This is a genomic window from Bacillus sp. FSL R5-0431 (assembly GCF_038002985.1).
Lineage (GTDB): Bacteria > Bacillota > Bacilli > Bacillales > Bacillaceae > Bacillus.
This window is the reverse complement of the sequence record NZ_JBBOOG010000001.1, coordinates 2,855,548-2,879,162: the sequence shown is the minus strand read 5'-3', so window position 1 is coordinate 2,879,162 and position 23,615 is coordinate 2,855,548. Positions and strand designations below refer to the sequence as shown.

General features: G+C 43.3%; 24 protein-coding genes and 2 pseudogenes. 19 read left to right on the top strand and 7 right to left on the bottom strand.

The window, feature by feature from the left end; genetic code table 11:
- Nucleotides 1-75 precede the first annotated feature (75 nt).
- Nucleotides 76-1,266, top strand: a complete 1,191-nt coding sequence (locus MKZ03_RS14905; protein WP_066030441.1) for an MFS transporter — start codon at nt 76-78, stop codon at nt 1,264-1,266.
- A 57-nt stretch (nt 1,267-1,323) separates the two neighbouring features.
- Here the strand turns inward: MKZ03_RS14905 and MKZ03_RS14900 are convergent.
- Nucleotides 1,324-1,464: pseudogene (locus MKZ03_RS14900) on the bottom strand (oxalate decarboxylase); the annotation flags it as partial.
- Nucleotides 1,465-1,524: 60 nt separating this feature from the next.
- Nucleotides 1,525-2,685, bottom strand: a complete 1,161-nt coding sequence (locus tag MKZ03_RS14895) for a PucR family transcriptional regulator (protein ID WP_307500198.1) — start codon at nt 2,683-2,685, stop codon at nt 1,525-1,527.
- A 321-nt stretch (nt 2,686-3,006) separates the two neighbouring features.
- Between MKZ03_RS14895 and MKZ03_RS14890 the strand changes: the two genes are divergently transcribed.
- The 4 genes from MKZ03_RS14890 (at nt 3,007) to yunB (ending at nt 6,506) form a co-directional block, all read left to right on the top strand.
- A complete protein-coding gene (locus MKZ03_RS14890; RefSeq protein WP_034659883.1) occupies nt 3,007-3,858 on the top strand; it encodes a DUF72 domain-containing protein in 852 nt (283 codons plus the stop codon).
- Between the two features lie 61 nt (nt 3,859-3,919).
- A complete protein-coding gene (locus tag MKZ03_RS14885; RefSeq protein WP_341032263.1) occupies nt 3,920-5,293 on the top strand; it encodes a bifunctional metallophosphatase/5'-nucleotidase in 1,374 nt (457 codons plus the stop codon).
- A gap of 67 nt (nt 5,294-5,360) precedes the next feature.
- Complete coding sequence (locus tag MKZ03_RS14880) at nt 5,361-5,666, top strand: YunC family protein (RefSeq protein WP_034659881.1); 306 nt, start codon at nt 5,361-5,363, stop codon at nt 5,664-5,666.
- Between the two features lie 75 nt (nt 5,667-5,741).
- Nucleotides 5,742-6,506 (top strand): sporulation protein YunB, encoded by a 765-nt coding sequence (gene yunB, locus MKZ03_RS14875; protein ID WP_034282711.1) that lies wholly within the window; start codon nt 5,742-5,744, stop codon nt 6,504-6,506.
- 34 nt (nt 6,507-6,540) lie between these two features.
- On the opposite strand, the gene MKZ03_RS14870 is transcribed toward yunB, so the two are convergent.
- Nucleotides 6,541-7,485: a M23 family metallopeptidase gene (locus MKZ03_RS14870; protein ID WP_445662035.1), complete on the bottom strand. Its 945-nt coding sequence runs from the start codon at nt 7,483-7,485 to the stop codon at nt 6,541-6,543.
- A gap of 327 nt (nt 7,486-7,812) precedes the next feature.
- Here MKZ03_RS14870 and lipA point away from each other — a divergent pair, with 327 nt between their 5' ends.
- Nucleotides 7,813-8,709: a lipoyl synthase gene (gene lipA, locus MKZ03_RS14865; RefSeq protein ID WP_034660686.1), complete on the top strand. Its 897-nt coding sequence runs from the start codon at nt 7,813-7,815 to the stop codon at nt 8,707-8,709.
- A 39-nt stretch (nt 8,710-8,748) separates the two neighbouring features.
- On the opposite strand, the gene MKZ03_RS14860 is transcribed toward lipA, so the two are convergent.
- Complete coding sequence (locus tag MKZ03_RS14860; RefSeq protein WP_034659879.1) at nt 8,749-9,384, bottom strand: YhcN/YlaJ family sporulation lipoprotein; 636 nt, start codon at nt 9,382-9,384, stop codon at nt 8,749-8,751.
- Nucleotides 9,385-9,504: 120 nt separating this feature from the next.
- Here MKZ03_RS14860 and MKZ03_RS14855 point away from each other — a divergent pair, with 120 nt between their 5' ends.
- The 3 genes from MKZ03_RS14855 to MKZ03_RS14845 are packed head-to-tail and all read left to right on the top strand — an operon-like array spanning nt 9,505 to nt 11,026.
- Nucleotides 9,505-9,780, top strand: a complete 276-nt coding sequence (locus MKZ03_RS14855) for a YutD family protein (protein WP_003213192.1) — start codon at nt 9,505-9,507, stop codon at nt 9,778-9,780.
- Between the two features lie 19 nt (nt 9,781-9,799).
- The gene (locus MKZ03_RS14850; protein WP_341032256.1) at nt 9,800-10,234 is read left to right on the top strand and encodes a DUF86 domain-containing protein; all 435 of its coding nucleotides are present in this window, start codon (nt 9,800-9,802) and stop codon (nt 10,232-10,234) included.
- Between the two features lie 18 nt (nt 10,235-10,252).
- Nucleotides 10,253-11,026 (top strand): TIGR01457 family HAD-type hydrolase, encoded by a 774-nt coding sequence (locus tag MKZ03_RS14845; protein WP_106039163.1) that lies wholly within the window; start codon nt 10,253-10,255, stop codon nt 11,024-11,026.
- A gap of 42 nt (nt 11,027-11,068) precedes the next feature.
- Here the strand turns inward: MKZ03_RS14845 and MKZ03_RS14840 are convergent, their stop codons facing one another.
- On the bottom strand, nt 11,069-11,569 hold the full coding sequence (locus MKZ03_RS14840) for a phosphatidylglycerophosphatase A family protein (RefSeq protein ID WP_307500195.1): 501 nt from the start codon (nt 11,567-11,569) through the stop codon (nt 11,069-11,071).
- 115 nt (nt 11,570-11,684) lie between these two features.
- Between MKZ03_RS14840 and yutH the strand changes: the two genes are divergently transcribed.
- The 6 genes from yutH (at nt 11,685) to MKZ03_RS14810 (ending at nt 19,558) form a co-directional block, all read left to right on the top strand.
- Nucleotides 11,685-12,713: a spore coat putative kinase YutH gene (yutH, locus tag MKZ03_RS14835; protein ID WP_307500194.1), complete on the top strand. Its 1,029-nt coding sequence runs from the start codon at nt 11,685-11,687 to the stop codon at nt 12,711-12,713.
- A gap of 85 nt (nt 12,714-12,798) precedes the next feature.
- Nucleotides 12,799-13,782, top strand: coding sequence for a 2-hydroxyacid dehydrogenase (locus MKZ03_RS14830; protein ID WP_334750421.1), 984 nt, complete (start codon nt 12,799-12,801; stop codon nt 13,780-13,782).
- A gap of 208 nt (nt 13,783-13,990) precedes the next feature.
- Nucleotides 13,991-15,292: a homoserine dehydrogenase gene (locus tag MKZ03_RS14825; protein WP_034659873.1), complete on the top strand. Its 1,302-nt coding sequence runs from the start codon at nt 13,991-13,993 to the stop codon at nt 15,290-15,292.
- Nucleotides 15,292-16,353, top strand: a complete 1,062-nt coding sequence (gene thrC / locus MKZ03_RS14820; RefSeq protein ID WP_024423361.1) for a threonine synthase — start codon at nt 15,292-15,294, stop codon at nt 16,351-16,353. The genes MKZ03_RS14825 and thrC overlap by 1 nt, the downstream gene beginning before the upstream one ends.
- Nucleotides 16,350-17,282, top strand: a complete 933-nt coding sequence (gene thrB / locus MKZ03_RS14815; protein ID WP_307500191.1) for a homoserine kinase — start codon at nt 16,350-16,352, stop codon at nt 17,280-17,282. Before thrC ends, thrB begins: the two co-directional genes overlap by 4 nt.
- A 305-nt stretch (nt 17,283-17,587) precedes the next feature.
- Nucleotides 17,588-19,558, top strand: coding sequence for an alpha/beta hydrolase family protein (locus MKZ03_RS14810; RefSeq protein WP_341032253.1), 1,971 nt, complete (start codon nt 17,588-17,590; stop codon nt 19,556-19,558).
- A 208-nt stretch (nt 19,559-19,766) separates the two neighbouring features.
- On the opposite strand, the pseudogene MKZ03_RS14805 reads toward MKZ03_RS14810, so the two are convergent.
- Nucleotides 19,767-20,066: pseudogene (locus MKZ03_RS14805) on the bottom strand (NifU family protein).
- 121 nt (nt 20,067-20,187) lie between these two features.
- Here MKZ03_RS14805 and MKZ03_RS14800 point away from each other — a divergent pair.
- The gene (locus tag MKZ03_RS14800) at nt 20,188-20,517 is read left to right on the top strand and encodes a YuzD family protein (protein ID WP_307500189.1); all 330 of its coding nucleotides are present in this window, start codon (nt 20,188-20,190) and stop codon (nt 20,515-20,517) included.
- A gap of 99 nt (nt 20,518-20,616) precedes the next feature.
- A complete protein-coding gene (locus MKZ03_RS14795) occupies nt 20,617-20,847 on the top strand; it encodes a hypothetical protein (protein ID WP_058013767.1) in 231 nt (76 codons plus the stop codon).
- Nucleotides 20,848-20,898: 51 nt separating this feature from the next.
- On the opposite strand, the gene MKZ03_RS14790 is transcribed toward MKZ03_RS14795, so the two are convergent.
- A complete protein-coding gene (locus MKZ03_RS14790; RefSeq protein ID WP_340973659.1) occupies nt 20,899-21,966 on the bottom strand; it encodes an NAD(P)/FAD-dependent oxidoreductase in 1,068 nt (355 codons plus the stop codon).
- A 255-nt stretch (nt 21,967-22,221) separates the two neighbouring features.
- On the opposite strand from MKZ03_RS14790, the gene MKZ03_RS14785 reads away from it, so the two are divergent.
- On the top strand, nt 22,222-22,458 hold the full coding sequence (locus MKZ03_RS14785) for a YuzB family protein (protein ID WP_003213414.1): 237 nt from the start codon (nt 22,222-22,224) through the stop codon (nt 22,456-22,458).
- 270 nt (nt 22,459-22,728) lie between these two features.
- Nucleotides 22,729-23,583, top strand: a complete 855-nt coding sequence (dapF, locus tag MKZ03_RS14780) for a diaminopimelate epimerase (RefSeq protein ID WP_187704127.1) — start codon at nt 22,729-22,731, stop codon at nt 23,581-23,583.
- Nucleotides 23,584-23,615 lie beyond the last annotated feature (32 nt).

Genomic DNA, 23,615 nt, shown 5'->3' with positions numbered 1-23,615 from the left:
TGATATCGCTATACTGAAGAAGTTCTGAGTTTTTGACATCATTTTCATTTATTTTGCAGAAAGAGGTTTTTTGATATGAAGAAAATGGGCAGATTATACATTTTGATGCTCAATATTTTTATTGCCATGCTTGGCTTTGGCCTCATTGTCCCTGTCATGCCAAGTTACATTGAAGCCTTTGGCGCAACAGGAAAAACACTCGGTTTTCTTGTCGCTGCAACAGGTCTTACACAATTTGCTTTATCGCCGGTTGCAGGCGCACTGACCGATCGATTTGGACGTAGAAAATTGATCATTGCCGGGATTGCCGGCTTTACCATTGCCCAGTTTATTTTTGCATTTGCTGATCAGCTGTGGATGCTGTTTGTATCACGTTTTTTAGGCGGTGCGGCCGGAGCTTTACTCATGCCAGCCATGTTTGCATACATTGCTGATATCACAAGTGAGAAGGACCGAGGGAAAGGAATGGGGCTATTTAGTGCAGCAATGACGTTAGGCTTTGTTATTGGACCAGGCGTAGGCGGCTATTTGGTCGAGTATGGAATCGCTTTTCCTTTTCTCATCGCAGGTTCCTTTGCAGCTCTTTCTACCCTGTTATCCATCCTGTTTTTACCTGAAACTTTAACAAAGGAAAAGCAGGAAGAAGCGCGGTTAAACAAAGACATTCATTTCAACCCTTTTGTGCAAATGATGCAAGCTTTAAAGACATCCTACGGTTTTTTGTTTATATTGGCGTTTGTCCTCAATTTTGGCATCATTCACTTTGAATCGATTTTCGGCTTATATGTAGACCAAAAACATGGATTTACACCGAAGGATATTGCGTTTGTGATTACGGTTGCGGGTCTTGCTGGAGTGCTTGTCCAAGGTGCGTTGGTGAATGCCTGTGTGAAACGATTCGGTGAAATGCGCGTCGTGCGTTATGCTCTGCTAGGAGCGGCTTTGATGCTCATCGTCTGCCGTGTTGCACCGTCCTTTTGGCTGATCTTTGCAGGCTCTATTTTATTTTTGTCGGCTACATCATTTGTTCGTCCAGCCCTCAATACATTGCTGTCCAAAATGGCAGGTAATCAGCAAGGAGTAGCTGGCGGCCTTAATACATCCTTTATGAGCCTTGCCAATATTGTCGGACCGAGCCTTGCGGGCATACTATTTGATGTGAATATAGAGTTTCCTTTTATGCTCGGAACACTAGTGCTTTGCATAAGCTTCATTGCATCCATCGTGTGGGGGAAAAAAGTGCAGCATACTTCTGCAATTTCTTAAAATTTGTTTATAAAAAAACCGATCAGCACAAATTGATCGGTTTTTTTATAATGGTCATCACCTTTTATATGTAACAATAGGTGATTTTTCTTTATGAAGCGCACGAATCATGGCATCATCTACATGTAAATGCTCTTTCACTAATTGAGGAGGGGTTAAGGCCATCCACTGATTCAACGAAATATCTGCAAAGCGATTTTTGCCTCCTCGTGTATCACTTTTCTCCTCCAAACTATATGAAGCTTCGGAAGAAAACATTCAATCAGGATGGGGTGAGAGAAGCATCTGAATACGTAATGCTAAGCGCAGCCTTAATGTGGCTTCAGGGTCTTTTAAGCTGATCCGAAGCAGCTCCTCACACTTCTCCAATCGATAAATGACCGTGTTGCGATGAATAGACAAACGTTTCGCTGTTTCTGAAATGTGGCAATGCGTTTCTAAATAGACAGATAAGGTGTGGAGGAGGTTTTGACCAGCTTCATATAACGGGTGAAGGTGCATCTGGTGAAACGTGACTAAATCCTTTCTTGGAATAAGCTTCAATAAATCTGGCACATCCTTTGCCTGATAGAACTGAATATATTCCGCCTGCGACGAGAGATGTCCGGCTTGAAGAGCCTCTAATGCTTCACTGTAGCCCTCAGACAGATGGGTGGTGCGACAACTAGTCAAGCTCACGCCAAAGGAAATGGTGTGATTCGCTTGTATGCTAACGAGCATCTGCAACTGTTTCAAAAAAGAGAGGAGTCTGCCACTCATCTTTGACCAACTGCCTGTCTCTTCCATTAATACAATGCCCATATCACCTTTGACAAACAGAAAGGAAGGAAAAGGAGAGCTTGGAAGTGCGCTGTCAAGTAGATCAACGACTTGATCTAACATCAGTTGCTGGTTCAAAAAATGAGTGGTCTCATGACAATGATCAAGCTGACAGATCATGCATAGATAGCTGCTATCTACATTTAATCCAAAAGCCTTCGCAATGTATGCAGCGTCTTGCTGAGAATACGATGCACCCTCTATCCATCTGCGAAACCCTTCATTTCTGGCACGCTTGGCCGTTTGCTGGGCAGTATATTGTCTCATTCGCGCAATTGAGATTTCGTTTACTGCTTGTGCAATGAAGACTTGCAGTGTTTCATCCAGCGGAGGAATGAAGGAAGGGATGACCACATACTCACATGTTTGTTCGGTTAGATCAATCGGAAAGACGGAAAAGGTTTGCATCGCATATATCATCGAAAAATAATGGGGTGTCCTTCTTTGGAAAAAGGGGAGAATGCGAATCCAATCTGGGCTCGTGATCATGGTGTGCGAGTTGCAGAGAATACGTCCATGCTGGTTACACAAATAGACAGGCTTGTGAATCCTTTCGGCGATTTTTTGCAATGCTTCAAACTGGTTATCGTCTATGTTCATATCCACTAAGTCTCCTTTATTGAGAACTAAAGCTCTTGGTGAAGATGAATAAATAAATGGACAATCACTGTTAACCTCTCTGATATGCAATTTATGTTATCAGCTCAAATCATTTTAGATAGAAAGTTGTCAACTAATATCACAAACAAACAGAGCGTCAGGACAAAATCACGTACCGTCAGTCATCTTCATTCAGAATTACGGGCAAATATGATATGTTGTAGACAGAAGAATTTCTTTCAGAAATATGGGTATCACAAGAGAAAAAGGCTTTCATGTGAGGAAGCCGTCTATACATGAGAGTGGCAAGAGGTGAGAAACATGATTTATATCGGATTAACTGGCTGGGGAGACCATGACAGTCTTTATCCGCCGAAAATCGGCAGCGCTCAAAAGCTGTTTCACTATTCGTCAACGTTTCCCATTGTGGAGCTGGATGCCAGCTTTTATGCGGTTCAGCCTGAGCGTAATCATGAAAAGTGGATAAAGGATACGCCAGATACCTTTCAATTTGTCGTGAAAGCATATCAAGGAATGACCGGGCATCAGAGGGGCGAAATTCCGTTTGCTTCGAAGGAAGAGATGTTTGACGCATTTATTCTTTCATTGACTCCGCTCATTCGTGAAGGGAAACTTGCCATGGTTTTGTTTCAATTTCCACCATGGTTTGATTGCAAAAAAGAGCACGTCCACTATTTAAGATGGTGTAAAGAGAAGATGGGTGACATTCCATGTGCCCTCGAATTCCGTAACCGCACATGGTTCTCAGATGAATTTTATGAGCAGACCTTGTCCTTTATGGAAAAAGAAGGATGGATTCATTCTGTTTGTGATGAGCCGCAAGTTGGAGAAGGCTCCATTCCGCCAGTCATACAAGCTACGCACCGTGATAAAACATTGGTCCGTTTTCACGGAAGAAATAAACAGGGCTGGCTTCACCCAGCAGACCATGAGAATTGGCGTGAAGTGCGATACTTATATTTATATAATGAAGCTGAATTAAAAGAGTGGAAAAAGAATCTCGACATTCTGCATCAGCAATCAAAAGATGTCTATGTCGTGTTTAATAATAACTCCGGCGGAGATGCAGCGGCGAATGGCCAGCAGATGATTGATTTGCTGGATATTACGTATTCAAGCCTTTCTCCGAAGCAGTTAGATTTATTTAGTTAAATGAGAGCTGCGGCTTTCAACCTGAATGACGGTTCAGTGACAACTTGAGGGAGAGATCAACATGCTGCAGAAGCTATGGTTATATCATACAAACGACTTGCACAGCCACTTTGAGAACTGGCCAAAAATCGCAGCTTATATTGAAGAAAAGCGTCAAGTACACGATCAGATGCTCTTGTTTGATATTGGCGACCATATGGACCGAGTGAACCTTGTGTCAGAAGCTGATTATGGAAAGGTAAACGTCAAGCTCCTCAATCAGCTTGGCTATAACGGGGTCACGATTGGGAATAATGAAGGTATTACGCTGCCTCATGATCAGCTGGATCAATTGTACGAGCATGCACAATTTCCAGTGGTCCTGTCTAATTTATTTGAGAAAGGCAAAAGGCCATCGTGGGCAAAGCCCTATCATATGATCCAAATGGAAAACGGACTGAAAATATGTCTCTTAGGCGTGACCATTGCGTATACACCCGTCTATGAAAAGCTGGGCTGGGACATTACAGATCCGTTTGACAGCATAAGGGACATGCTGCAGGAAGTGAAGGGACAGGCGGATGTCATTGTGCTCTTATCCCATCTTGGTATCATCCATGATCGGGAGGTCGCCCGTGATTTTCCTGACATCGACATCATCCTAGGCTCACACACGCATCATTTGTTAGAGCAGGGTGAAATGGACAATGGGGTGCTGCTTGCATGCGCTGAAAAGTATGGGCATTATATTGGCTGTGTCGAGCTGACAATTGACATAGCGCGCAAAGAGCTGATCGAGAAAAAAGCAACGGTGCAGTCAGTGGATCAGCTGATCAGTGAATCAGATGAAGCCATCACTACCTTACAGCAAGCAGAAAGAAGAGCCAAAGCCCTCATGCAGGAAAAAGTAACAGCGATTGAGTCAAGGTTAGAAACGAAGTGGTTTGATGAATCCCCGCTTCCGCAGCTCTTAACAGATGCCATTAAAGATTGGTGCGGGGCAGATATCGGCATGATGAATGCAGGTATGGTGCTTGATTCATTAGAGGCAGGAATCGTGACAAGAGAAGAAGTCCACCGAATCTGCCCGCATCCCATTAATCCCATTCGGGTGACGCTTACCGGTCAACAGCTCATCGAAACCGTTCGGCGTGCCTGTGAAGAAAAAATGGAACAGCTGCGCATCAAGGGCTTCGGCTTTAGAGGTGAGCTGATGGGGAAAATGCTGTATAGCGGCCTCACCTATACAGTAGAAGAAGGCGAAACCAAACGGGTAAAGGATGTCTTTGTACATGATCAATTGATCAAAAAGGACGCTTCCTATACGCTTGGCACAGTCGATATGTATACATTAGGCTCTCTATTTCCTCATATCCGTGACCATGAACACATTGAATATTTCATGCCGGAATTTCTACGTGATGTGCTTACTTGGCGCCTGAAGGAAACCACATGAAATCCGCTTTAGCCTAACAACACTCGCCCTCTTGTCACATAGATTGTGATGAGAGGAGTGAAGGGATTTGGTGAATTTAACACCTATTAAAATTGATGGACATTCCTTTACAGCCGTCACCGTCAAACTGCCGAAGACGAATTTTATGGCGGTAACAAATGAACATGGGTATATTATGTGCGGTGCACTGGATGTCGGGCTCTTAAATGAAAAGCTTGCAGATAGAGGAATTATCGCAGGGAGAGCAGTTGGTGTGAGAACCATTGAGCAATTGCTTGATGCCCCTTTAGAATCTGTGACATACGCCGCAGAAGCGCTAGGCATTACAGCTGGAACCAATGGAAGAGACGCATTATTAAAAATGGTGAAATAAAATGGATAGATGATTCCTATCCCCCCGCCTGTCTGCATACACTTGTAGTGGAGAAGGGGGGATTTTTTATTGAGAATGAACCGCCGTTATCGCCCCTATAAAAAGGGCCCTTTGCCATTTCGATACGTCATGCTGCTTGCAATCTTATTCTTTGTACTCTCAACCGTCATTAGTCTATTTTTTATTAACCGTTCAATTAAACCAACCCTTATTCACATTGCGGAACTAGAAACAGAGCGTATCGCCAATCATCTGATCCAATATTCTGTTCAAGACTTTGCAGACGATCAGGAGAATATGAAGGATATGGTGGTCATGAATACAAGTGAGAACGGAAAAGTAACGACCATCGATTTTAATGCGCAGGCAACATCGAAAGCAATGGCTGACCTGTCACGTCATCTTCAAAAAAATTTAGAGGACATTGAAAAGGGGAACTTTCAAAAAGAGGCAAAAGAAGCGTTAAAGGATCAAACAGATGGACATGACGGCATTATATATAACATTCCGCTTGGGCAAGCGTCCGGAAATGCACTCATCGCCAATCTAGGGCCAAAAGTGCCTGTACGCTTTAGTGTCATTGGTGACCCGCATACGGACGTTGAAAAAAACATTAAGCCCTATGGCATCAACAATGCCTTGATTGATATTAGTGTTCTGATCGAGGTCAAGGTGAGAGTCATCATCCCGTTTGCATCTGAAACAATCGTGGTCAAGAACTCAGTTCCCGTCTCCATACAAGCCGTTCAAGGGGACGTACCAGATTATTACAATGGCAGCGGAACAAACTCAGGCGCTCCATCGATTGTTCTCCCAGAGAAAAAGGAGAAGAAAGAATAATGAAAAACAGCCCAAGGAATGATTGGGCTGTTTTCTATTTGCGTTTCCGCTCAGCTCTTTCCCACGCCCTTAAATGAGGGTATGGATCAAATGACCATTCAGTTCTGCCGTTGTCTTTATACATGCCATAGTGAAGATGCGGCGGAAATTTTCCTGCTGTGCCTGGGGGGCCATAACCGGAGCTTCCGACAGATCCAATGACCTGTCCGGGTTCAACAATTTGACCTGTTTTGAGTCCTTTTGCAAAGCCATTTAAATGAGCGAAGTAATGATAATGATTATGAATATCTCGAATACCAATCCGCCAGCCGCCAAAGCGGTTCCAGCCTTTCATTTCAATCACGCCATACGATGTCGCACGAACGGGAAGTCCATAATGGGCAAATAAATCCGTGCCCTCATGAATTCTTCTGCCGCCAAACCCTCTCGCATCTCCCCATGTACTCCGGTAGCTGTAGTCAGCTCCGACCGGAAGAGGGAAGGCATGCTTTCCGAGGTCAAGATGGCCGTAGTGCTGAAATAGCTTCATAAAAGATGAAATAATTCCAACGGTTTGATCTCGTCCATAATAGTCCCATAAAGCAATTTTTAATTGATCAATGCTGCTGCCGTAGTGAAGCAAGTATTGAGCAAACGTGAATAATACATCCTCATCGTCATCGCTGTTCGCTTTTCCATCCCCGTTTCCATCAAGTCCAATTCCGTCAAACACTTTAATGCTTAAAGGAGAGGTATCCTGCTTATTCGGGTTTTCAGGGCCGATCCACATTTCCCGGGGAATGTAGATACTAATGACGCCTTTTTGTTTCGGTAAATCTCTTCTGCTTTTTCGAATATTGTGCTCATACTGATCAACCGCAGCAAGTACATACCATGGAACCTGTGTCGTGATGGCGACTTTTTCGTAAAGTGCCATTCGCTGCTTCAGTTCATCTGGCTGCTTGCCTGCCCCTTGTGCATGAATAGGTAAAGGGAGCATTGAAAGAGCGATCATGATGGCTAAAACCACTTTCACAAACGTCCATCTCCTTTCATCAAGCATCGTCTTCTACCGTTTAGTGTGGTTAGATCACCCTATTTCATAAGAAGAAAATGTTAGTAATTTTCTTCTTATTTTTTTAGGAGGCTTTTGGGTATTTTTGCAGCTCATTCCCTTGTTGTTCAATCTGTACTATGTTAAAGTGTCTAAAGAAAAGGCTTTAGGCCGAAGATTCAATTTTTTGCAGCTTCTTAGCTGCATCCATCGTATATAGCAGGAAGATTTTTGTAGATGCACCTTTAACGAATTCATATGGAGATGATGGAATTGGCAAAGAAGGAAGAGCACGTAAGAAAACCGGACTGGCTTAAAATTAAGCTGAATACGAATGAAAACTATACCGGTTTGAAAAAAATGATGCGGGAAAACAACCTGAATACCGTTTGTGAGGAAGCAAAATGTCCGAATATTCATGAATGCTGGGCGGTGAGAAGAACCGCTACATTTATGATCCTTGGATCTGTTTGTACGCGCGCATGCCGTTTCTGTGCGGTGAAAACTGGACTTCCAACTGAGCTTGACCTGCAAGAGCCAGAACGCGTTGCAGATTCAGTGGCCTTGATGAACTTAAAGCATGCTGTGATAACAGCGGTTGCAAGGGATGATCAAAAGGATGGCGGAGCAGGTGTGTTTGCTGAAACCGTTCGTGCCATTAGAAGAAAAAGTCCATTCACGACAATTGAAGTTCTCCCTTCAGACATGGGCGGCAATTACGATAATTTGAAGACGTTAATGGACACACGTCCTGATATTTTAAATCACAATATTGAAACAGTTCGCAGATTAACGCCAAGGGTTCGTGCACGTGCTACATATGATCGTTCATTAGAATTCTTGCGCCGCGCAAAAGAAATGCAGCCCGACATTCCAACGAAATCAAGCATTATGATTGGACTAGGTGAAACGAAGGAAGAAATCATTGAAGTCATGGATGATCTTCTTGCGAGCAACGTGGATATTATGGCGATTGGTCAGTATTTACAACCTTCGAAAAAGCATTTGAAAGTTCAAAAATACTACCATCCGGATGAGTTTGCAGAGCTGAAAGAAATTGCGATGTCAAAAGGCTTTAGCCATTGTGAAGCTGGACCGCTTGTGCGCTCTTCCTACCATGCAGATGAACAAGTAAACGAAGCGTCTAAAAAGCGTCAGGCGCAAGCATAACAAAGAAAACGCCAGAGCTCTCTGGCGTTTTTTCTCATATTAATTTTGGCCGTAAGGGGCGTTTCTTCTCATGGTACGGTCGGAATTCGTCATACCATTTGCATCTTCTTTCGTAGAAATATCTCCACCTTGAGGGGAATATTTCATTTGTTGAATCGTTTTGGTTAAAATTTGATCAAAATCACGTGAATTGGTTTGAAGACGTGAAAAATTGGCAATGGATTGAAAGTGCTCTGGATTATCAGAGACGTATACATGATAATAACGAGGGAGTACAGAAACCGCCGTTTTCTTTACTTGATCAGCAGATTCATCCCGGTTTTTGTTTCCTGTTCGATATACAATCAGTGCATCCTCATCTGTCACAAGTGTGGCTGCATCTTTGATGTTTGGGAGCTGCACAGTTAAACTTGTAATGACGTGGGCAAGATGCTCGCGATTTAAAGCAGGTGTTCTTTCTTTCTGATCCGTTACTTGCTGGCGCTGATAACGAACATATCCTGCTCTGTTTGTGTCTGCTTCTGGCATGTTGGAATTATTTCCTTCATGACGATCCGATAGACGGATGGTTTTACTTGAAGAATCTTCATCCACTTGCCGGTTCATACCTGATTGAAAGCCGCACCCGCCTAAAAGCATGCTGAGGAGAATCGCGGCTGTCAGTTGTTTCTTCATAAATGTGACCTCCTTTTTTCTTTAGCTTCGGCTAAAACGGAAAAAACATGCTTTAGCAATTGATGGAGTTCTTCCAATGAATTATCATTAAAGATGGATCGTTTAAAAAGAGGTGAGAAGATGATCGTCATTCAGAATGCTACTTTTGATCTTGTAAGAGATATTAAAGACGGTTTTGATGAAGAAGCGTTTAAAGCAAGGTACTCAGATATTTTAAATAAGTACGATTATATTGTGGGGGACTGGGGCTACAATCAGCTGAGACTGAAGGGGTTCTTTGATGACCAAAACCAAAAGGCCACATTTGATACAAAAATCAGCACACTCGATGAATACATTTATGAATACTGTAATTTTGGCTGTGCCTATTTTGTCTTAAAACGAATCAGAAAATAACGCAAAGGGGAGCGTCATGATGTATTTCGTAGACAGAAAAAAAATTGAAGAGACATTGCGTTTTTTCGAGGAGCAATATGAGTTGATGCGCAGTCATCAAACATGGACAAGTCCACTAGAGAAAAAAGCGCTGGAACGAATTGTTCATTTGCTTGTCGAATGTATTCTTGATACGGGAAATGATATGATTGATGGCTTTATTATGCGTGATCCAGGAAGCTATGATGACATCATGGATATTCTTGTTGATGAAAAGGTTGTACCCGAAGAGGAAGGCAGTCAGCTGAAAAAGCTTGTCTCGTGCCGCAAAACACTTGTGCAGCAATACCAGGAAGTGGTTCATCACGACTTGCTGCAGGTGATCAGCGAGGTTGAGCATGCGCTACAGATTTTCCCAAGCCGCATCCGTACCTACTTGGAGCAGGAGCTTGGCCCAGTATCAGCGTTTAAATAATCCATTGGAGTTGTGAGCATCATGAAATACAAAGGCTACTTAATTGATTTAGACGGAACAATGTATAAAGGAACAGAAAAGATCGAAGAAGCAGGTCAATTTGTTCAAAAGTTAAATGAATTGAACATTCCTTACTTGTTTGTCACGAATAACTCGTCACGCACGCCGAAGCAGGTAGCAGAAAAGCTTGTTTCATTCGATATCCCAGCAACAGAAGAACAAGTCTTTACAACAAGTATGGCGACGGCCAATTATATTGCCGAACAAAAGAAAGACGCCTCTGTTTACGTCATCGGTGAAGAAGGAATCAAGCAGGCCATTGAAGAAAAAGGGCTAATGTTCGGTCAGGAAGACGCTGATTTCGTTGTTGTTGGAATTGACCGAGACATTACATATGAAAAATTCGCAGTAGGTGCGATTGCCATCCGTCAAGGCGCACAATTTGTCTCAACAAATGGAGACATCGCTATTCCAACAGAAAGAGGGCTTCTGCCAGGGAACGGCTCATTAACATCTGTGCTGACCGTCACCACTACGGTCCAGCCAACGTTTATCGGGAAGCCAGAATCCATCATCATGGAACAAGCGATGAGGGTGCTCGGGACCGATCTGTCTGAGACGCTTATGGTGGGTGATAACTATGATACGGATATTATGGCAGGGATGAATGCAGGAATGGACACATTACTCGTTCATACAGGCGTGACAACAAAAGAACTGCTTCAGAAGTATGACAAACAGCCAACCTATGTCATTGATTCATTATCCGAGTGGATTGAGCGATTATCATAAAAAAAAGAGGACAAGCGTTACGCGCGCGTCCTCTTTTTTGCTTTATTCCACATTTCTCGTACTATGTGCGAGCCTGCTTGATGCTGCAGCAGCAATGGCGCCGACAATGTCATCTAAAAAGGTGTGGCACTCGCCTGTGGATTTATCATTGAGTTTCCCGAGAATCCCTGGTTTTTCTTTATCGATATATCCGTAATTCGTAAAGCCGATCGAACCATAAATATTGACGATAGCAAAGGATAGAATTTCATCAACACCATACAGGCTTTCGTCTGTTTCTAAAATGGACTGAAGCGGCTCGGTTAGCTTCTTTTGCTCGGCTAGTACGTCTAGTTCGACGCCTGTTAATATCGCATTTTGGACTTCTCGTTTTGCGATGACACGCTCCACATTGTGGATGCATTCTGACATGTCTAAACCAGGATGATATTTTTCCTGTAAAAAGTAGACAAGGTCTGCTATATCTTGAATGGATACGCCTCGTTCTTGTAAACGGCGTCTTGCTGTTTTTTCTACTTCGTTCATCTCATGATGATGCGGCATATATTCCTCACCCAATCCTCGTAATTTGGTCCACAACGTGTAAAAAGCTTCGGATAGTAAATAGTATTCATAAATCCCTCAACCTGCGACTACGATATGATAAGAGATCGATCATATGAACGCAGGTGAAAATATGAAAGAAACCATTTATCACACATTTGGTATTGATGTGCGTCAACTTATGCCATATGGCAGTTATCAGAGCTTTCAAACGTCGGAGACTCTCTTCATCATTGTTCCTGTGTCTCATTTGCGAGAAGAAGAACTCACAGAGCTGTATCATATCAGTCAGTATTTACTGAATGCAGGAGACCCATACGTCGCTGTGTTTGAATTAACAAATGAAGAGAAGCCCACCTTTACTCATGGAAAGGAACTGTATGCTTTATTAAAGGCAGCACCGCCGATCTCAAGCCGCTCGTTCCAGCAGTCGTCAGAACTGGCGGCTTTTCATGTCAGGGGAAGAGGATTTCCATATGAGGTATCTGAAACAAAACGTGTGGGAGCCTGGAAGGAATTGTGGGCAAAACGGTTAGATCAGCTTGAAGGCTTTTGGATGCAGCAAATGCACCAAAAACCACTGGAACAGTTTGAAAAAAAATTCATCGAATCCTTTCCGTATTATCTTGGATTAACGGAAAATGCCATTCAATATTTAGTGGATACTGAGCTTGATGATGAACCGAAGGAATGTGACTCAGGCACTGTCTGCCACCAGCGTTTTTCGCGGAGGACTTGGCCGCATGAGCAGCCGCTTCGTTTACCTGTAGATTGGGTCTTTGATCATCCAACCCGGGATATTGCCGAATACTTAAGAGAAACCTTTGTGCAGCATAAGGAAGATTTAATTGAAGAAGGCTTCTCCTTTCTTCAGCAATATGAGCAGGTGACACCTCTTTCTTCCTTTTCTAAGCGTTTGTTATACAGCCGCTTGTTGTTCCCGCTTCATTATTTTGAAATTGTGGAAGGCTACTACATGTCAGGAGAAAATGAAAAATCATATTATGAAGAGCGGTTAGATTACGTCCTAAATGATGCCAATCGCTATGAATACTTTCTGAAGGTCTTTCAAGAAATGAGTGCCATGCGAAGCGGCGAGAGCCCGATACCGGCAGTTGGCTGGATCACAGGTCCACGGATTTGAAGTTTCAGTGAACAGATGAAACGTCTCTTTTCTCTTGAGGCGTTTTTCGTTATGCTTAAAGAAATCAATCAAAGGAGTGTTCTTCTTGCCGAAACCTTATGTCTATATCACAAGAAAGCTGGATGAAGCATCACTTACACCATTAAAAGAAGTCGCTCATATTGAGATGTGGCCGAGCGAGGATGAGCCATGTCCAAGAGAAGAATTAGAAAAACAAGCAGCTCAAGCGGATGCGCTTCTCACCATGCTGTCAGATCAAGTAGATGAAGTCCTTTTATCAAAAACTCCAAATGTTAAGGTGATCGCAAACCTTGCTGTTGGCTATGACAATATTGATCTTGAGGCCGCTGAAAAGCGCAATATCACTATTTGTCATACACCGGATGTATTAACAGAATCCACGGCTGATTTAGCCTTTGCCCTTCTGATGGCGTCAGCTAGACGGATTGTCGAGGCGAGTGATTGGATTAAGGAAGGAAATTGGACAGGCTGGGGACCGCTTCTTCTTGCCGGCGCTGATGTTCATCACAAAACCCTTGGAATTGTTGGCATGGGAAGCATCGGAACAGCGCTTGCCAAGCGGGCAGCAGGCTTTGACATGAAGGTGCTGTACCATAACCGGTCAAGAAAGCCAGAGGCAGAAGCGCAGCTCGGCGTGACTTATGCGCCATTTGAGGAACTGCTTACGCAGTCTGATTTCATCGTCTGTCTGACCCCTTTAACCCCGGAAACAAAAGACATGTTTAATGAAAAAGCATTTGATCTGATGAAGAACTCAGCCTATTTTATTAATGTATCAAGAGGACAGACTGTGGATGAGGATGCTTTATATGAGGCGGTCACGACAGGAAAAATTGCCGGAGCCGGTCTGGATGTATTTAGACAGGAGCCTGTAAGCCCGTCTCATCCGTTAACAACATTATCTAACGTCACGGTTCTCCCTCATATTGGAAGTGCAAGTGTCGAAACGAGAAAAACGATGATGCGTTTGTGTGCTGAAAATATTGCGCTTATCTTACAAGGTCAGCAAGCCAAAACGCCAGTTCGTTCATCATATAAAGCTCCCTGAGTTTCGGGAGCTTTTCTGACAAAAATATTTTGAAAATATAGAATCTTGATATAAATAGCTGTTAAGCGGTTTCATTCTGACAATCTCTTATTTTATTACCTTGTCAAAATGAGGATACCCCTTTATAATGTGTGTACATTGAATGTCTGTGTTAGGTTAACAAATGTCTTTTTGGAGAGGACATTGACGGAGAAAGGTGGAATTTCAGGTGAAGGCAATTCGAGTTGGACTATTAGGATTAGGAACAGTGGGGAGCGGTGTCGTCAAGATTATCCAAGATCACCAGGATAAATTAATGCACCAGATCGGCTGTCCGGTATTAATACAAAAAGTGCTTGTGAGCAATCCCGATAAAAAGAGAGATGTGGATGTGGCAAGAGAGGTCTTCACAACTGAAGTATACGATGTGATTAGAGATCCAGAGGTCGACGTCATTATTGAAGTGATGGGCGGCATTGAAGAGACAAAACAATATTTAATAGATGCGTTAAATGAGAAGAAGCATGTCATTACAGCCAATAAAGATTTAATGGCGCTTTACGGAACAGAGCTTTTACATGTTGCGAAAGAAAATGGCTGTGATCTTTATTATGAAGCAAGTGTCGCCGGAGGAATTCCGATTCTGCGTACGCTGGAGGAAGGATTGGCCTCTGACCGAATTACGAAGATGATGGGAATTGTGAACGGCACAACGAATTTTATTTTAACGAAAATGAACGTCGATAAAAGCGCATATGAGGATGTCTTAAAAGAAGCGCAGGATCTGGGCTTTGCAGAAGCAGACCCGACAGCTGATGTAGAAGGACTTGATGCAGCAAGGAAAATGGCGATTCTTGCAAGACTCGGCTTTTCCATGAATGTGGAATTAGAGGATGTGAAGGTCAGAGGCATCTCTGACGTTTCTGATGAAGACATTAATTTCAGTAAACGATTTGGCTACACAATGAAGCTGATCGGAATTGCCCAGCGGGACGGAGAGAAAGTGGAAGTAAGCGTCCAGCCAACCTTACTCCCTGATCACCATCCGCTATCATCGGTCAACAATGAATTCAATGCGGTGTATGTCTATGGAAGTGCTGTAGGAGAAACGATGTTTTACGGCCCTGGAGCAGGAAGTCTCCCAACGGCAACAGCTGTTGTATCAGACTTAGTCGCAGTGATGAAAAACATGCGCCTTGGCGTGAACGGAAGCGGATTTATCGCACCGCAGTTTGAGAAAAAGATCAAATCGCCATCGGAAGTATTTGCTCAGCAATTCTTAAGAATTCATGTTAGAGATCAAGTCGGGGCATTCTCCCGCATTACATCTATTTTTTCTGAAAGAGGCATCAGCTTTGAAAAGATCCTTCAGCTTCCTGTGAAAGGGCATGATGAGCTGGCTGAAATTGTGATTATTACACACCGGACCTCAGAAGAAGATTTCTCAAATATCCTGCAAAAATTAAACGATCTCGACGTGGTGGTTCAAGTGAAGAGCACGTACCGAGTAGAAGGGAACGGTTTAAGCTGATGAAGTGGAATGGACTTATTGAGGAATTCCAAGAATTCTTACCAGTAAACGAATCAACACCAAAACTAACATTAAATGAAGGGAATACACCGCTGATCCACCTTGCCAAACTTTCGGAAAAGCTGGGGATTGAGCTTCATGTGAAAACAGAAGGCGTCAATCCAACTGGCTCTTTCAAGGATCGTGGAATGGTCATGGCTGTTGCAAAGGCAAAAGAAGAAGGCAATGATACGATTATGTGTGCTTCGACAGGGAATACCTCTGCAGCGGCAGCGGCTTATGCAGCCCGTGCTGATATGAAATGTATCGTCATCATTCCAGACGGGAAAATTGCCTTCGGGAAGCTTGCACAGGCTGTGATGTACGGAGCAGAGATCATTGCGATTGACGGCAACTTTGATGATGCGCTGAAAATCGTCCGCAGCATCTGTGAAAAAGCGCCGATTGCTCTTGTTAACTCTGTCAATCCGTACCGAATTGAAGGACAAAAAACTGCGGCATTTGAAATCTGTGAGCAGCTAGGCTCGGCCCCGGACGTACTGGCGATTCCTGTTGGAAATGCAGGGAACATCACCGCCTACTGGAAAGGCTTCAAGGAATACCATGAGAAAAAAGGAACTGGACTGCCAGTCATGCGCGGCTTTGAAGCAGAAGGTGCAGCAGCAATCGTACGAAATGAAGTGATTGAACAGCCAGAAACAGTGGCAACTGCCATCCGTATCGGAAATCCAGCGAGCTGGAAGCAAGCTGTGGCGGCGGCAGATGAATCAAACGGAAAGATTGATGAAGTGACAGACGAAGAAATTCTTCATGCATATCAATTGATTGCACGTGAAGAAGGCGTGTTTGCAGAGCCGGGCTCTTGTGCGTCTATCGCAGGTGTGCTAAAGCAGGTGAAATCCGGAGAAATCAAGCCAGGCAGTAAAGTTGTTGCGGTATTAACAGGCAACGGATTGAAAGATCCGAATACGGCGATTGATATTTCACAAATCAAGCCGGTCACACTCGATGCAGATGAAGATCAAATTCTTGAACACTTAGAAAAGGCCGCGCGCGTATGAGTAAAGCCTCCATGCTTTTTACAATCACAGTACCGGGAAGCACTGCCAATTTAGGACCAGGCTTTGATTCAGTTGGAATGGCGCTCAGCCGCTATTTAAAGCTATCGGTCTATGACCATGATAGCTGGCTGTTTGAAGCAGAAACAGATGTCGTGTCCGGGATTCCACCAGGCACCGACAACCTAATTTATCAAACAGCCAAAAAGGTCGCAGATCACTTTGGAAAAACACTCCCGTCTGTTCATGTCAAAGTGTGGAGTGATATTCCATTGGCACGGGGGCTTGGCAGCAGTGCTGCTGCAATTGTGGCAGCCATTGAGCTGGCCAATCAGCTTCTTGAATTAAATATGACGGATGATCAGAAGCTCTTTTTTGCAAGTGAGGTAGAAGGTCATCCAGATAATGCGGGTGCCTCTTTATTCGGCGGTTTACTGATTGGTCTTCATGAAGAAGACAAGACACATGCCGTCAAAGTGCAGCATGTGGATATAGATGTTGTCGTCGTGATTCCTTTTTATGAAGTGCTGACAAAGGATGCCCGTGATGTCCTGCCAGAGGATCTTTCCTATAAACATGCTGTCAGTGCAAGTGCTGTGAGCAACGTGCTTGTAGCGGCATTAATGACGCAAAACTGGCCGCTTGTTGGAGAAATGATGAATAAGGATTTATTTCATCAGCCTTACCGCACAATGCTCGTCCCAGAGCTGTCGAAGGTAGAGCATGTCGCTTCGCTAAAAGGAGCGTATGGAACGGCATTAAGCGGTGCTGGACCGACGATCTTAACCTTAGTTGAAAAAGGGAAGGGAGAAGCGCTGAAAAAGCAGCTTGCCCAAAACTTCCCGCATTGCGAAGTAGATTTGCTGACGGTACCGGTAGCAGGTGTTGTCGTGGAGCATGATCCTGTCAATCAAGTAAAGAACGTGCTGTAAAAATGCACGTTCCCAGCGTGTAGACAAACCCTCGCATTCGGTGTCAGTCCTGCGTGCTGGTGCTCACGAATGTCAAATTCGCTCCGTGCCAGTACTCGTCCTTCCTAGACTGCAAAGGTTTTCTATCACGCTGAAAAGAAGAAAAAGAGCTAAAATAAAGATCATTTTAGCCCTTTTTCAATAATCTGAGAACGTGCTGTAAAAATGCACGTTCTTTTTTTTATCCTTGTTTTTATAGGATGAAGCAGGGATTATTATTTAGAGGATCGAACTATTTTTTATGCGTAAAAGGGGGAGATACATTCATGAAGAAATTGATGACGGCAGAAGATTTAATGAAGATTGTTTCTGTTTCTCATCCGGTTTATTCACCAGATGGAAAAAAGGCGGTTTTTACAAAAGTCACGGTGAATGAGAAAAAAGATGATTACAACATCCATTTATGGGTTCGAGATGAAGAGACAGAGGAGCTGTCACAATGGACATTTGAGGATGGAAAGCATCATCAGCCAGTATGGTCAAAAGACAGCAGGCAGCTTGCTTTTATTTTGCAAAAGCCAAAGGAAGTTCCTCAGCTGGCACTGATTCAGAGTCAGGGAGGCGGCGTTCGCACCTTAACGGCGATTCCATACGGGGTATCTCATCCTGTCTTTTCACCAGATGGAGCTTTCATTTATGCGGCTGTGTCACTGAAACAATCAGAATCTGTTCATGATGAAAAAAAGGAAGAGCGAGATGATTTCGCTCCTGCGGTATATGATGATTTGACCTATAAAGCAGATGGCAGAGGTTTTTTAGATGGACGTTTTACGCAGATCATTCAAGTGGATACCCATTCAGGAGAGATAGAGGCTGTCACGAGCGGGCAGCATCATCATGTGAATCACACGGTCTCTCCGTGCGGGAAATGGCTTGCCTATATTCAATCAAATCCTCAGATACCTTACATAAGTGACGTGTGCCTCCTGTCATTAGAGGACGGTACGACAAAGAAAATCACACAATCAGCTGGCGCTTATTCCACCGTGTCTTTTTCTCCAAATGGAGAGAGCCTCGTGTATATCGGGCATGAGCGTGAATTTCAAAATGCTACCTTCCCAGCATTATGGCTGTATGATCTGAAGGAAGAAAAAGTAGTTCAGCTGTCAGAAATGCTCGATATGTATGTGGGCAACTGTATGGCAGGAGATAGCGTCATGGGCGAAGCCAATCAGCTTTCGCAGTGGACAAAGGATAGCCAGGGGTTTTATGCGCTTGTTTCTGATCAAGGCAGTACAGGGATTTATTATTTCTCCGTTGAAGGCTTAGCCTATCCAGTTCGATTAGAGGCAGAACATATTACAAACTTCAGCCTTCATCCAGATGAATCCAAATTGCTGCTCAGCCGGCTTACGCACGTTTCACCAAGTGAGCTGTATGAGCTGACATTAGGGGAGGCGGATCTAAAGCAAATCACGTTCGAGCATGACACCTTTCTTAAGGAGCATGTCCTATCGGTACCAGAGCCATTTTCGTTTCAGTCAAAAGAAGGCGATGAGGTGCATGGCTGGTTTATGAAACCTTCCCAAATGGAAGAAGGAAAGACTTATCCGCTCATTTTAGAGATTCATGGTGGACCGCATGCGATGTATGGTTATACGTATTTTCATGAATTTCAAATGCTCGCCGCTGAAGGCTATGCCATCGTGTATATCAATCCTCATGGCAGTCATGGATATGGACAGATGTTTAGCGACCGTGTGAGAGGAAGCTATGGTGATGTTGATTATGAGGATGTCATGCAGGCTGTTGATCATGTGCTGAAAGCCTATGATTTCCTTGATGAAACGAGGCTCGGAGTGACAGGCGGCAGCTATGGAGGTTTTATGACAAACTGGATTGTCGGGCAAACCGACCGCTTTCGCGCAGCCGTCACACAGCGGTCCATTTCAAACTGGATTAGCTTCTATGGCATTAGTGACATCGGTTATTACTTTACAAGGTGGCAGATTGATGGGGATATTTATGATTCGGCCGATAAGCTATGGGATCGTTCGCCGCTAAAGTATGTGAAGCAGGTGAAGACGCCGCTTCTCATCTTGCACAGCGATGAAGACTATCGCTGCCCAGTTGATCAAGCAGAACAGCTTTTTGTAGCACTGAAGGAGCTTGGGAAAGACACAAGGCTCGTCAAATTCCCGAAGGCATCTCATGATTTATCCAGAAGCGGCCATCCGGGGCAGCGTATTCAAAGACTGACCTTTATGAAGGACTGGTTTAGAGAGAAGTTAAGCTAATAAAAAACGATCCAATTCGGGTCGCTTCAGCGTGATGACAAACCCTCGCATTCCGTGTCAGTCCTGCGTGCCGGTGCTCACGAATATCAATTCGCTCCGCGCCAGTACTCGTCCTTCCTAGAATTCAAGGGTTTTCATATCACGCTGACAAAAGGCTAATAATGAAAAAAACGACCCGAATTCGGGTCGTTTTCATGTCATATATGAATTAGAAAACCTGTTCAACTTCTACAACGCCAGGCACTTCTTCTAATAATGCGCGCTCAATACCGGCTTTCAATGTAATGGTTGAACTTGGGCAGCTGCCGCATGCACCAAGAAGACGTAATTTCACAATGCCATCTTCAATGTCTACAAGCTCACAGTCTCCACCATCACGTAATAGAAATGGACGAAGTTTGTCCAGTACTTCCTGTACTTGGTCTTTCATTTCGACTTCAGTCATTAGATATAATCGCTCCTTTCACAACATATCACCATTATATTCATCTGGACGATAAAAATCTATTGATTGGTTTCAAAGTTTCCTTCTCATTATAGCACAATCTCATCTTGAAACAAAAAGTGATTTTGACTTTTTTCATACAGAAAATTCAGCTAAAATAAAGAAAGAATAGGGGGCTTGTCAAATGAACAAAACCGTTGATCTTTATGTATATGGAAGAGATGTACTGTGCGCTAGCTGCGTGAATCTGCCTTCTTCAAAAGACACATTTGAGTGGTTAGATGCAGCGTTAAAACGAAAATATCCGAATCAGCCGTTTCACATCACATATATTGATATTGAGCACCCGCCAGAAAACGAACGCCAAAAAGAATTGTCTGAACGAATTCTTGATGATGAATTCTTTTATCCGCTTGTCTTAGTGGAGGATCAAATTGTTGGAGAGGGCAATCCAAAATTAAAAGACATTTATCAAGAAATGGAGAAATACGGTTACACGGAGAGCAGTGAATAAACTGTTCTTTTTTTGAGAAAACAAACCGAACAAACGTTCCTTTTAGGTTGAAAAAGAACGTTTGTTCGGTTATAATCAAATGAAAGGAGCGTGAGCATCATGAATTATTTACTGAAACAATCTCTTCATCAGCAAATACCAATTGAGATGATTTATATGAAGAAAAACGGAGAGTGCACGAAGCGTAAAATCATTGTCCACCGTCAAACAGACCAGCTCATCCAAGCGTATTGTTTATCGAAGAAAACGATGAGAACCTTTCGTAAAGACTGCATCCTTGCCCTTGCTCCGATCAAATTGACCCGTTCATCGGCACATGCCGTTTCATAGAAAAAAAGCTCCCTCGTCATGAAGGAGCTTTGAGAAAAAATTCACATGATGTTAGCCATTGTGATGCTTGTACATCCAAAGGAGTCCGGATTTTAGAAGTCTTGGTACACGGCCAATAAGTGGACGATCTGCTACTAAGCCAAAGCCGGCTTTTTTCCCTAAAGATCCTAAGACACCTTTTAGCTTAAACTGAGGATAAGCCTCAGGAAGCGGCTCGTTTTTCCAGCGTTTTTGCAGAGATTGGACAATTTGTTCTGCCTGCGCCTCGGCAAGCTGTGCACTTGGGGCATGCGGCAAGCTTGCGCAATCACCCACGACATAGACATGCTCATTTCCAGGGAGATTGTGATGAGGTGTTAATACGACGCGGCCTTGTGCGTCTTTTTCAACATCCATCTCCCGCACCACTTTGCTTGGCTGAATGCCTGCTGTCCATACGATGACCTCTGCTTCAATGGCGTCTTCATGGTTGTAAACAACACCTTCTTCAACCTTCGTAATATTGGCACAGTTAATGATCTTTACGTCATTTTCTTCAAACCACTTTTGCACATATAAACTTAATCTTTTTGGGAAGCTTGATAGAATCAGCTCTCCGCGGTCAAAAAGAATAATGTTTAAATCAGCACGGCTTTCTCTTAATTCACTGGCTAGCTCTACCCCGCTAAGTCCAGCACCGACGATACCAACCGTTGCACCTGCACCCAAATTGTTTAATTTGTTATACGTATGTCTTGACTGATCAATGGTTTGAATACTGTATGTATGTTCTTTCGCACCAGGGACATTATGATACTTGTCCTCACAGCCGAGTCCAATCACCGTGTCGTCATAAGGAATGGGTTCACGGTCGCTGAATAAGATCTGTTTGTTTTCAATATCAATTTTTTCTACTTCCCCATATTGAATATCCAGCTTCGGATGCTCTGGAAAAGATACTCGGATGTGATGATCAGAGATTGTTCCAGCAGCGAGTGCATAATATTCTGTTTTTAAACAGTGGTAAGGATTTCGATCAACTAATGTGATAGTAACATCATCAGGTAATTGATTTGGCAATAAGCGGTGGAGAACCCGCATATTCCCGTAACCTCCGCCGATCAAGACTAAATTTTTCATGACGATTCTCCTTTTCCCCGTAGACATTGAAAAACACTTATACTAAAAAACTTTAAGTTAAAATACCAAATAAAATTATATCGAATTTACTGTGAAACCACAATAATTGTTTCAAAATAACCTACATATTCATTAGTTAGTCCTAAATAGTAAAACATTTTACGAGGAATAGGCGTAACGATACAGATGAAGCTCATGTTTTGACTAATAGAAGGAATTTCGGTAGGATGGAAAGGCAATGTGAGGTGAAGCACAGTGTTCCCACTGATCGAATTTTGTGTAAGTAATCTTGCACAAGGGTCTCAAGAAGCAAAAGAGAAGCTTGATAAAGACCCAAACCTAGACGTTATGGAATACGGCTGTTTAAGCTATTGCGGCAAATGTATGGACTCCCCATTTGCACTTGTGAATGGAGAATTTGTTTCAGGAGAAAATGCAGAGCAGCTAGTCGAGCGTATTTATGCTTTTATAGAGGAAAATGAGATGTTTTAAATGCACCACATGGGTCATGAGGTGCATTTTTTTCTTACTTCAAGCTTCCATTTTTAAGGAGAATACATAGAAAGCGCATCCAATATGTTATGCTAATAAAATATCATCAAAATGAAGCATCACACGAGAGAAAAAGAGGCATATGCATAATAAAAGCCCTTTGCCATGGCAGCAAAGAGCTTCTATGTATGAAAAACGGGGGATGATAAGATTGTCTCCTGAATCGACTCCTTTTATACTATAAAGAAACAACATTTTTGGAGGAAGCTCATGACATCATTTCAATTCACGAAAATGCACGGATTAGGAAATAATTATATATACGTCAATCAGATGAAGGAACAGCTTCCAGAAGAGCAGCTATCAGAGATAGCGATCCGCGTTTCTTCTGTTTATACAGGAATCGGTTCAGACGGAATGATCCTTATTTGCCCATCAGATGTTGCACCTGTGAAAATGCGCATTTTCAACAATGATGGATCAGAGGGTAAAAACTGCGGCAACGGTCTGCGCTGCGTCGCAAAGTATGTGTATGAGCATCAAATCGTAACAGACACAACGTTCCAGATTGAGACATTGTCAGGACTTGTTGAAGCTACCGTTCATGTACAAGATGATTACGTTCATTTAGTGACAGTAGATATGGGAAAACCTCGTTTTGAAAAAGAAGCGATGCCGATGCTTGGTGAACCAGCCAGCACAACGATTAATGAAACGCTTGATTTTGGCACGACAACCTTAAATGGAACGGCTGTTTCAATGGGAAATCCGCACATCGTTTTTTATTTAGAGGACATTGAAAAGGCACCGCTTGATACAATTGGGCCAATCATTGAAAAACACGACATGTTCCCAGAAGGCGTCAATGTAGAATTTGTAGAAGTGGTCAGTGAAACAGAACTGCATTTTCGTGTGTGGGAAAGAGGGTCTGGTATTACTCAAGCCTGCGGAACGGGAGCTTGCGCTGCGGCTGTATCCACGATTGTGAATGGACAGGCGAAAAAAGAAACGGACATGACGGTTCACTTAGCAGGCGGAGATCTCATCATTCGCTGGAAAGACAACGACCATGTGCTCATGACAGGGCCTGCTGAAACGATTTGTGACGGCACATTTTATCTGTAAACCATTTATTTGAGAAAAGGCACCATCACGTT

Coding starts and splice junctions, on each gene's coding strand:
- MKZ03_RS14905 (WP_066030441.1), top strand. CDS start 76: ATGAAGAAAATGGGCAGATTATACATTTTGATGCTCAATATTTTTATT.
- MKZ03_RS14895 (WP_307500198.1), bottom strand. CDS start 2,685: ATGAACATAGACGATAACCAGTTTGAAGCATTGCAAAAAATCGCCGAA.
- MKZ03_RS14890 (WP_034659883.1), top strand. CDS start 3,007: ATGATTTATATCGGATTAACTGGCTGGGGAGACCATGACAGTCTTTAT.
- MKZ03_RS14885 (WP_341032263.1), top strand. CDS start 3,920: ATGCTGCAGAAGCTATGGTTATATCATACAAACGACTTGCACAGCCAC.
- yunB (WP_034282711.1), top strand. CDS start 5,742: ATGAACCGCCGTTATCGCCCCTATAAAAAGGGCCCTTTGCCATTTCGA.
- MKZ03_RS14870 (WP_445662035.1), bottom strand. CDS start 7,485: ATGCTCCCTTTACCTATTCATGCACAAGGGGCAGGCAAGCAGCCAGAT.
- MKZ03_RS14860 (WP_034659879.1), bottom strand. CDS start 9,384: ATGAAGAAACAACTGACAGCCGCGATTCTCCTCAGCATGCTTTTAGGC.
- MKZ03_RS14855 (WP_003213192.1), top strand. CDS start 9,505: ATGATCGTCATTCAGAATGCTACTTTTGATCTTGTAAGAGATATTAAA.
- MKZ03_RS14850 (WP_341032256.1), top strand. CDS start 9,800: ATGTATTTCGTAGACAGAAAAAAAATTGAAGAGACATTGCGTTTTTTC.
- MKZ03_RS14840 (WP_307500195.1), bottom strand. CDS start 11,569: ATGCCGCATCATCATGAGATGAACGAAGTAGAAAAAACAGCAAGACGC.
- yutH (WP_307500194.1), top strand. CDS start 11,685: ATGAACGCAGGTGAAAATATGAAAGAAACCATTTATCACACATTTGGT.
- thrC (WP_024423361.1), top strand. CDS start 15,292: ATGAAGTGGAATGGACTTATTGAGGAATTCCAAGAATTCTTACCAGTA.
- thrB (WP_307500191.1), top strand. CDS start 16,350: ATGAGTAAAGCCTCCATGCTTTTTACAATCACAGTACCGGGAAGCACT.
- MKZ03_RS14810 (WP_341032253.1), top strand. CDS start 17,588: ATGAAGAAATTGATGACGGCAGAAGATTTAATGAAGATTGTTTCTGTT.
- MKZ03_RS14800 (WP_307500189.1), top strand. CDS start 20,188: ATGAACAAAACCGTTGATCTTTATGTATATGGAAGAGATGTACTGTGC.
- MKZ03_RS14795 (WP_058013767.1), top strand. CDS start 20,617: ATGAATTATTTACTGAAACAATCTCTTCATCAGCAAATACCAATTGAG.
- MKZ03_RS14790 (WP_340973659.1), bottom strand. CDS start 21,966: ATGAAAAATTTAGTCTTGATCGGCGGAGGTTACGGGAATATGCGGGTT.
- dapF (WP_187704127.1), top strand. CDS start 22,729: ATGACATCATTTCAATTCACGAAAATGCACGGATTAGGAAATAATTAT.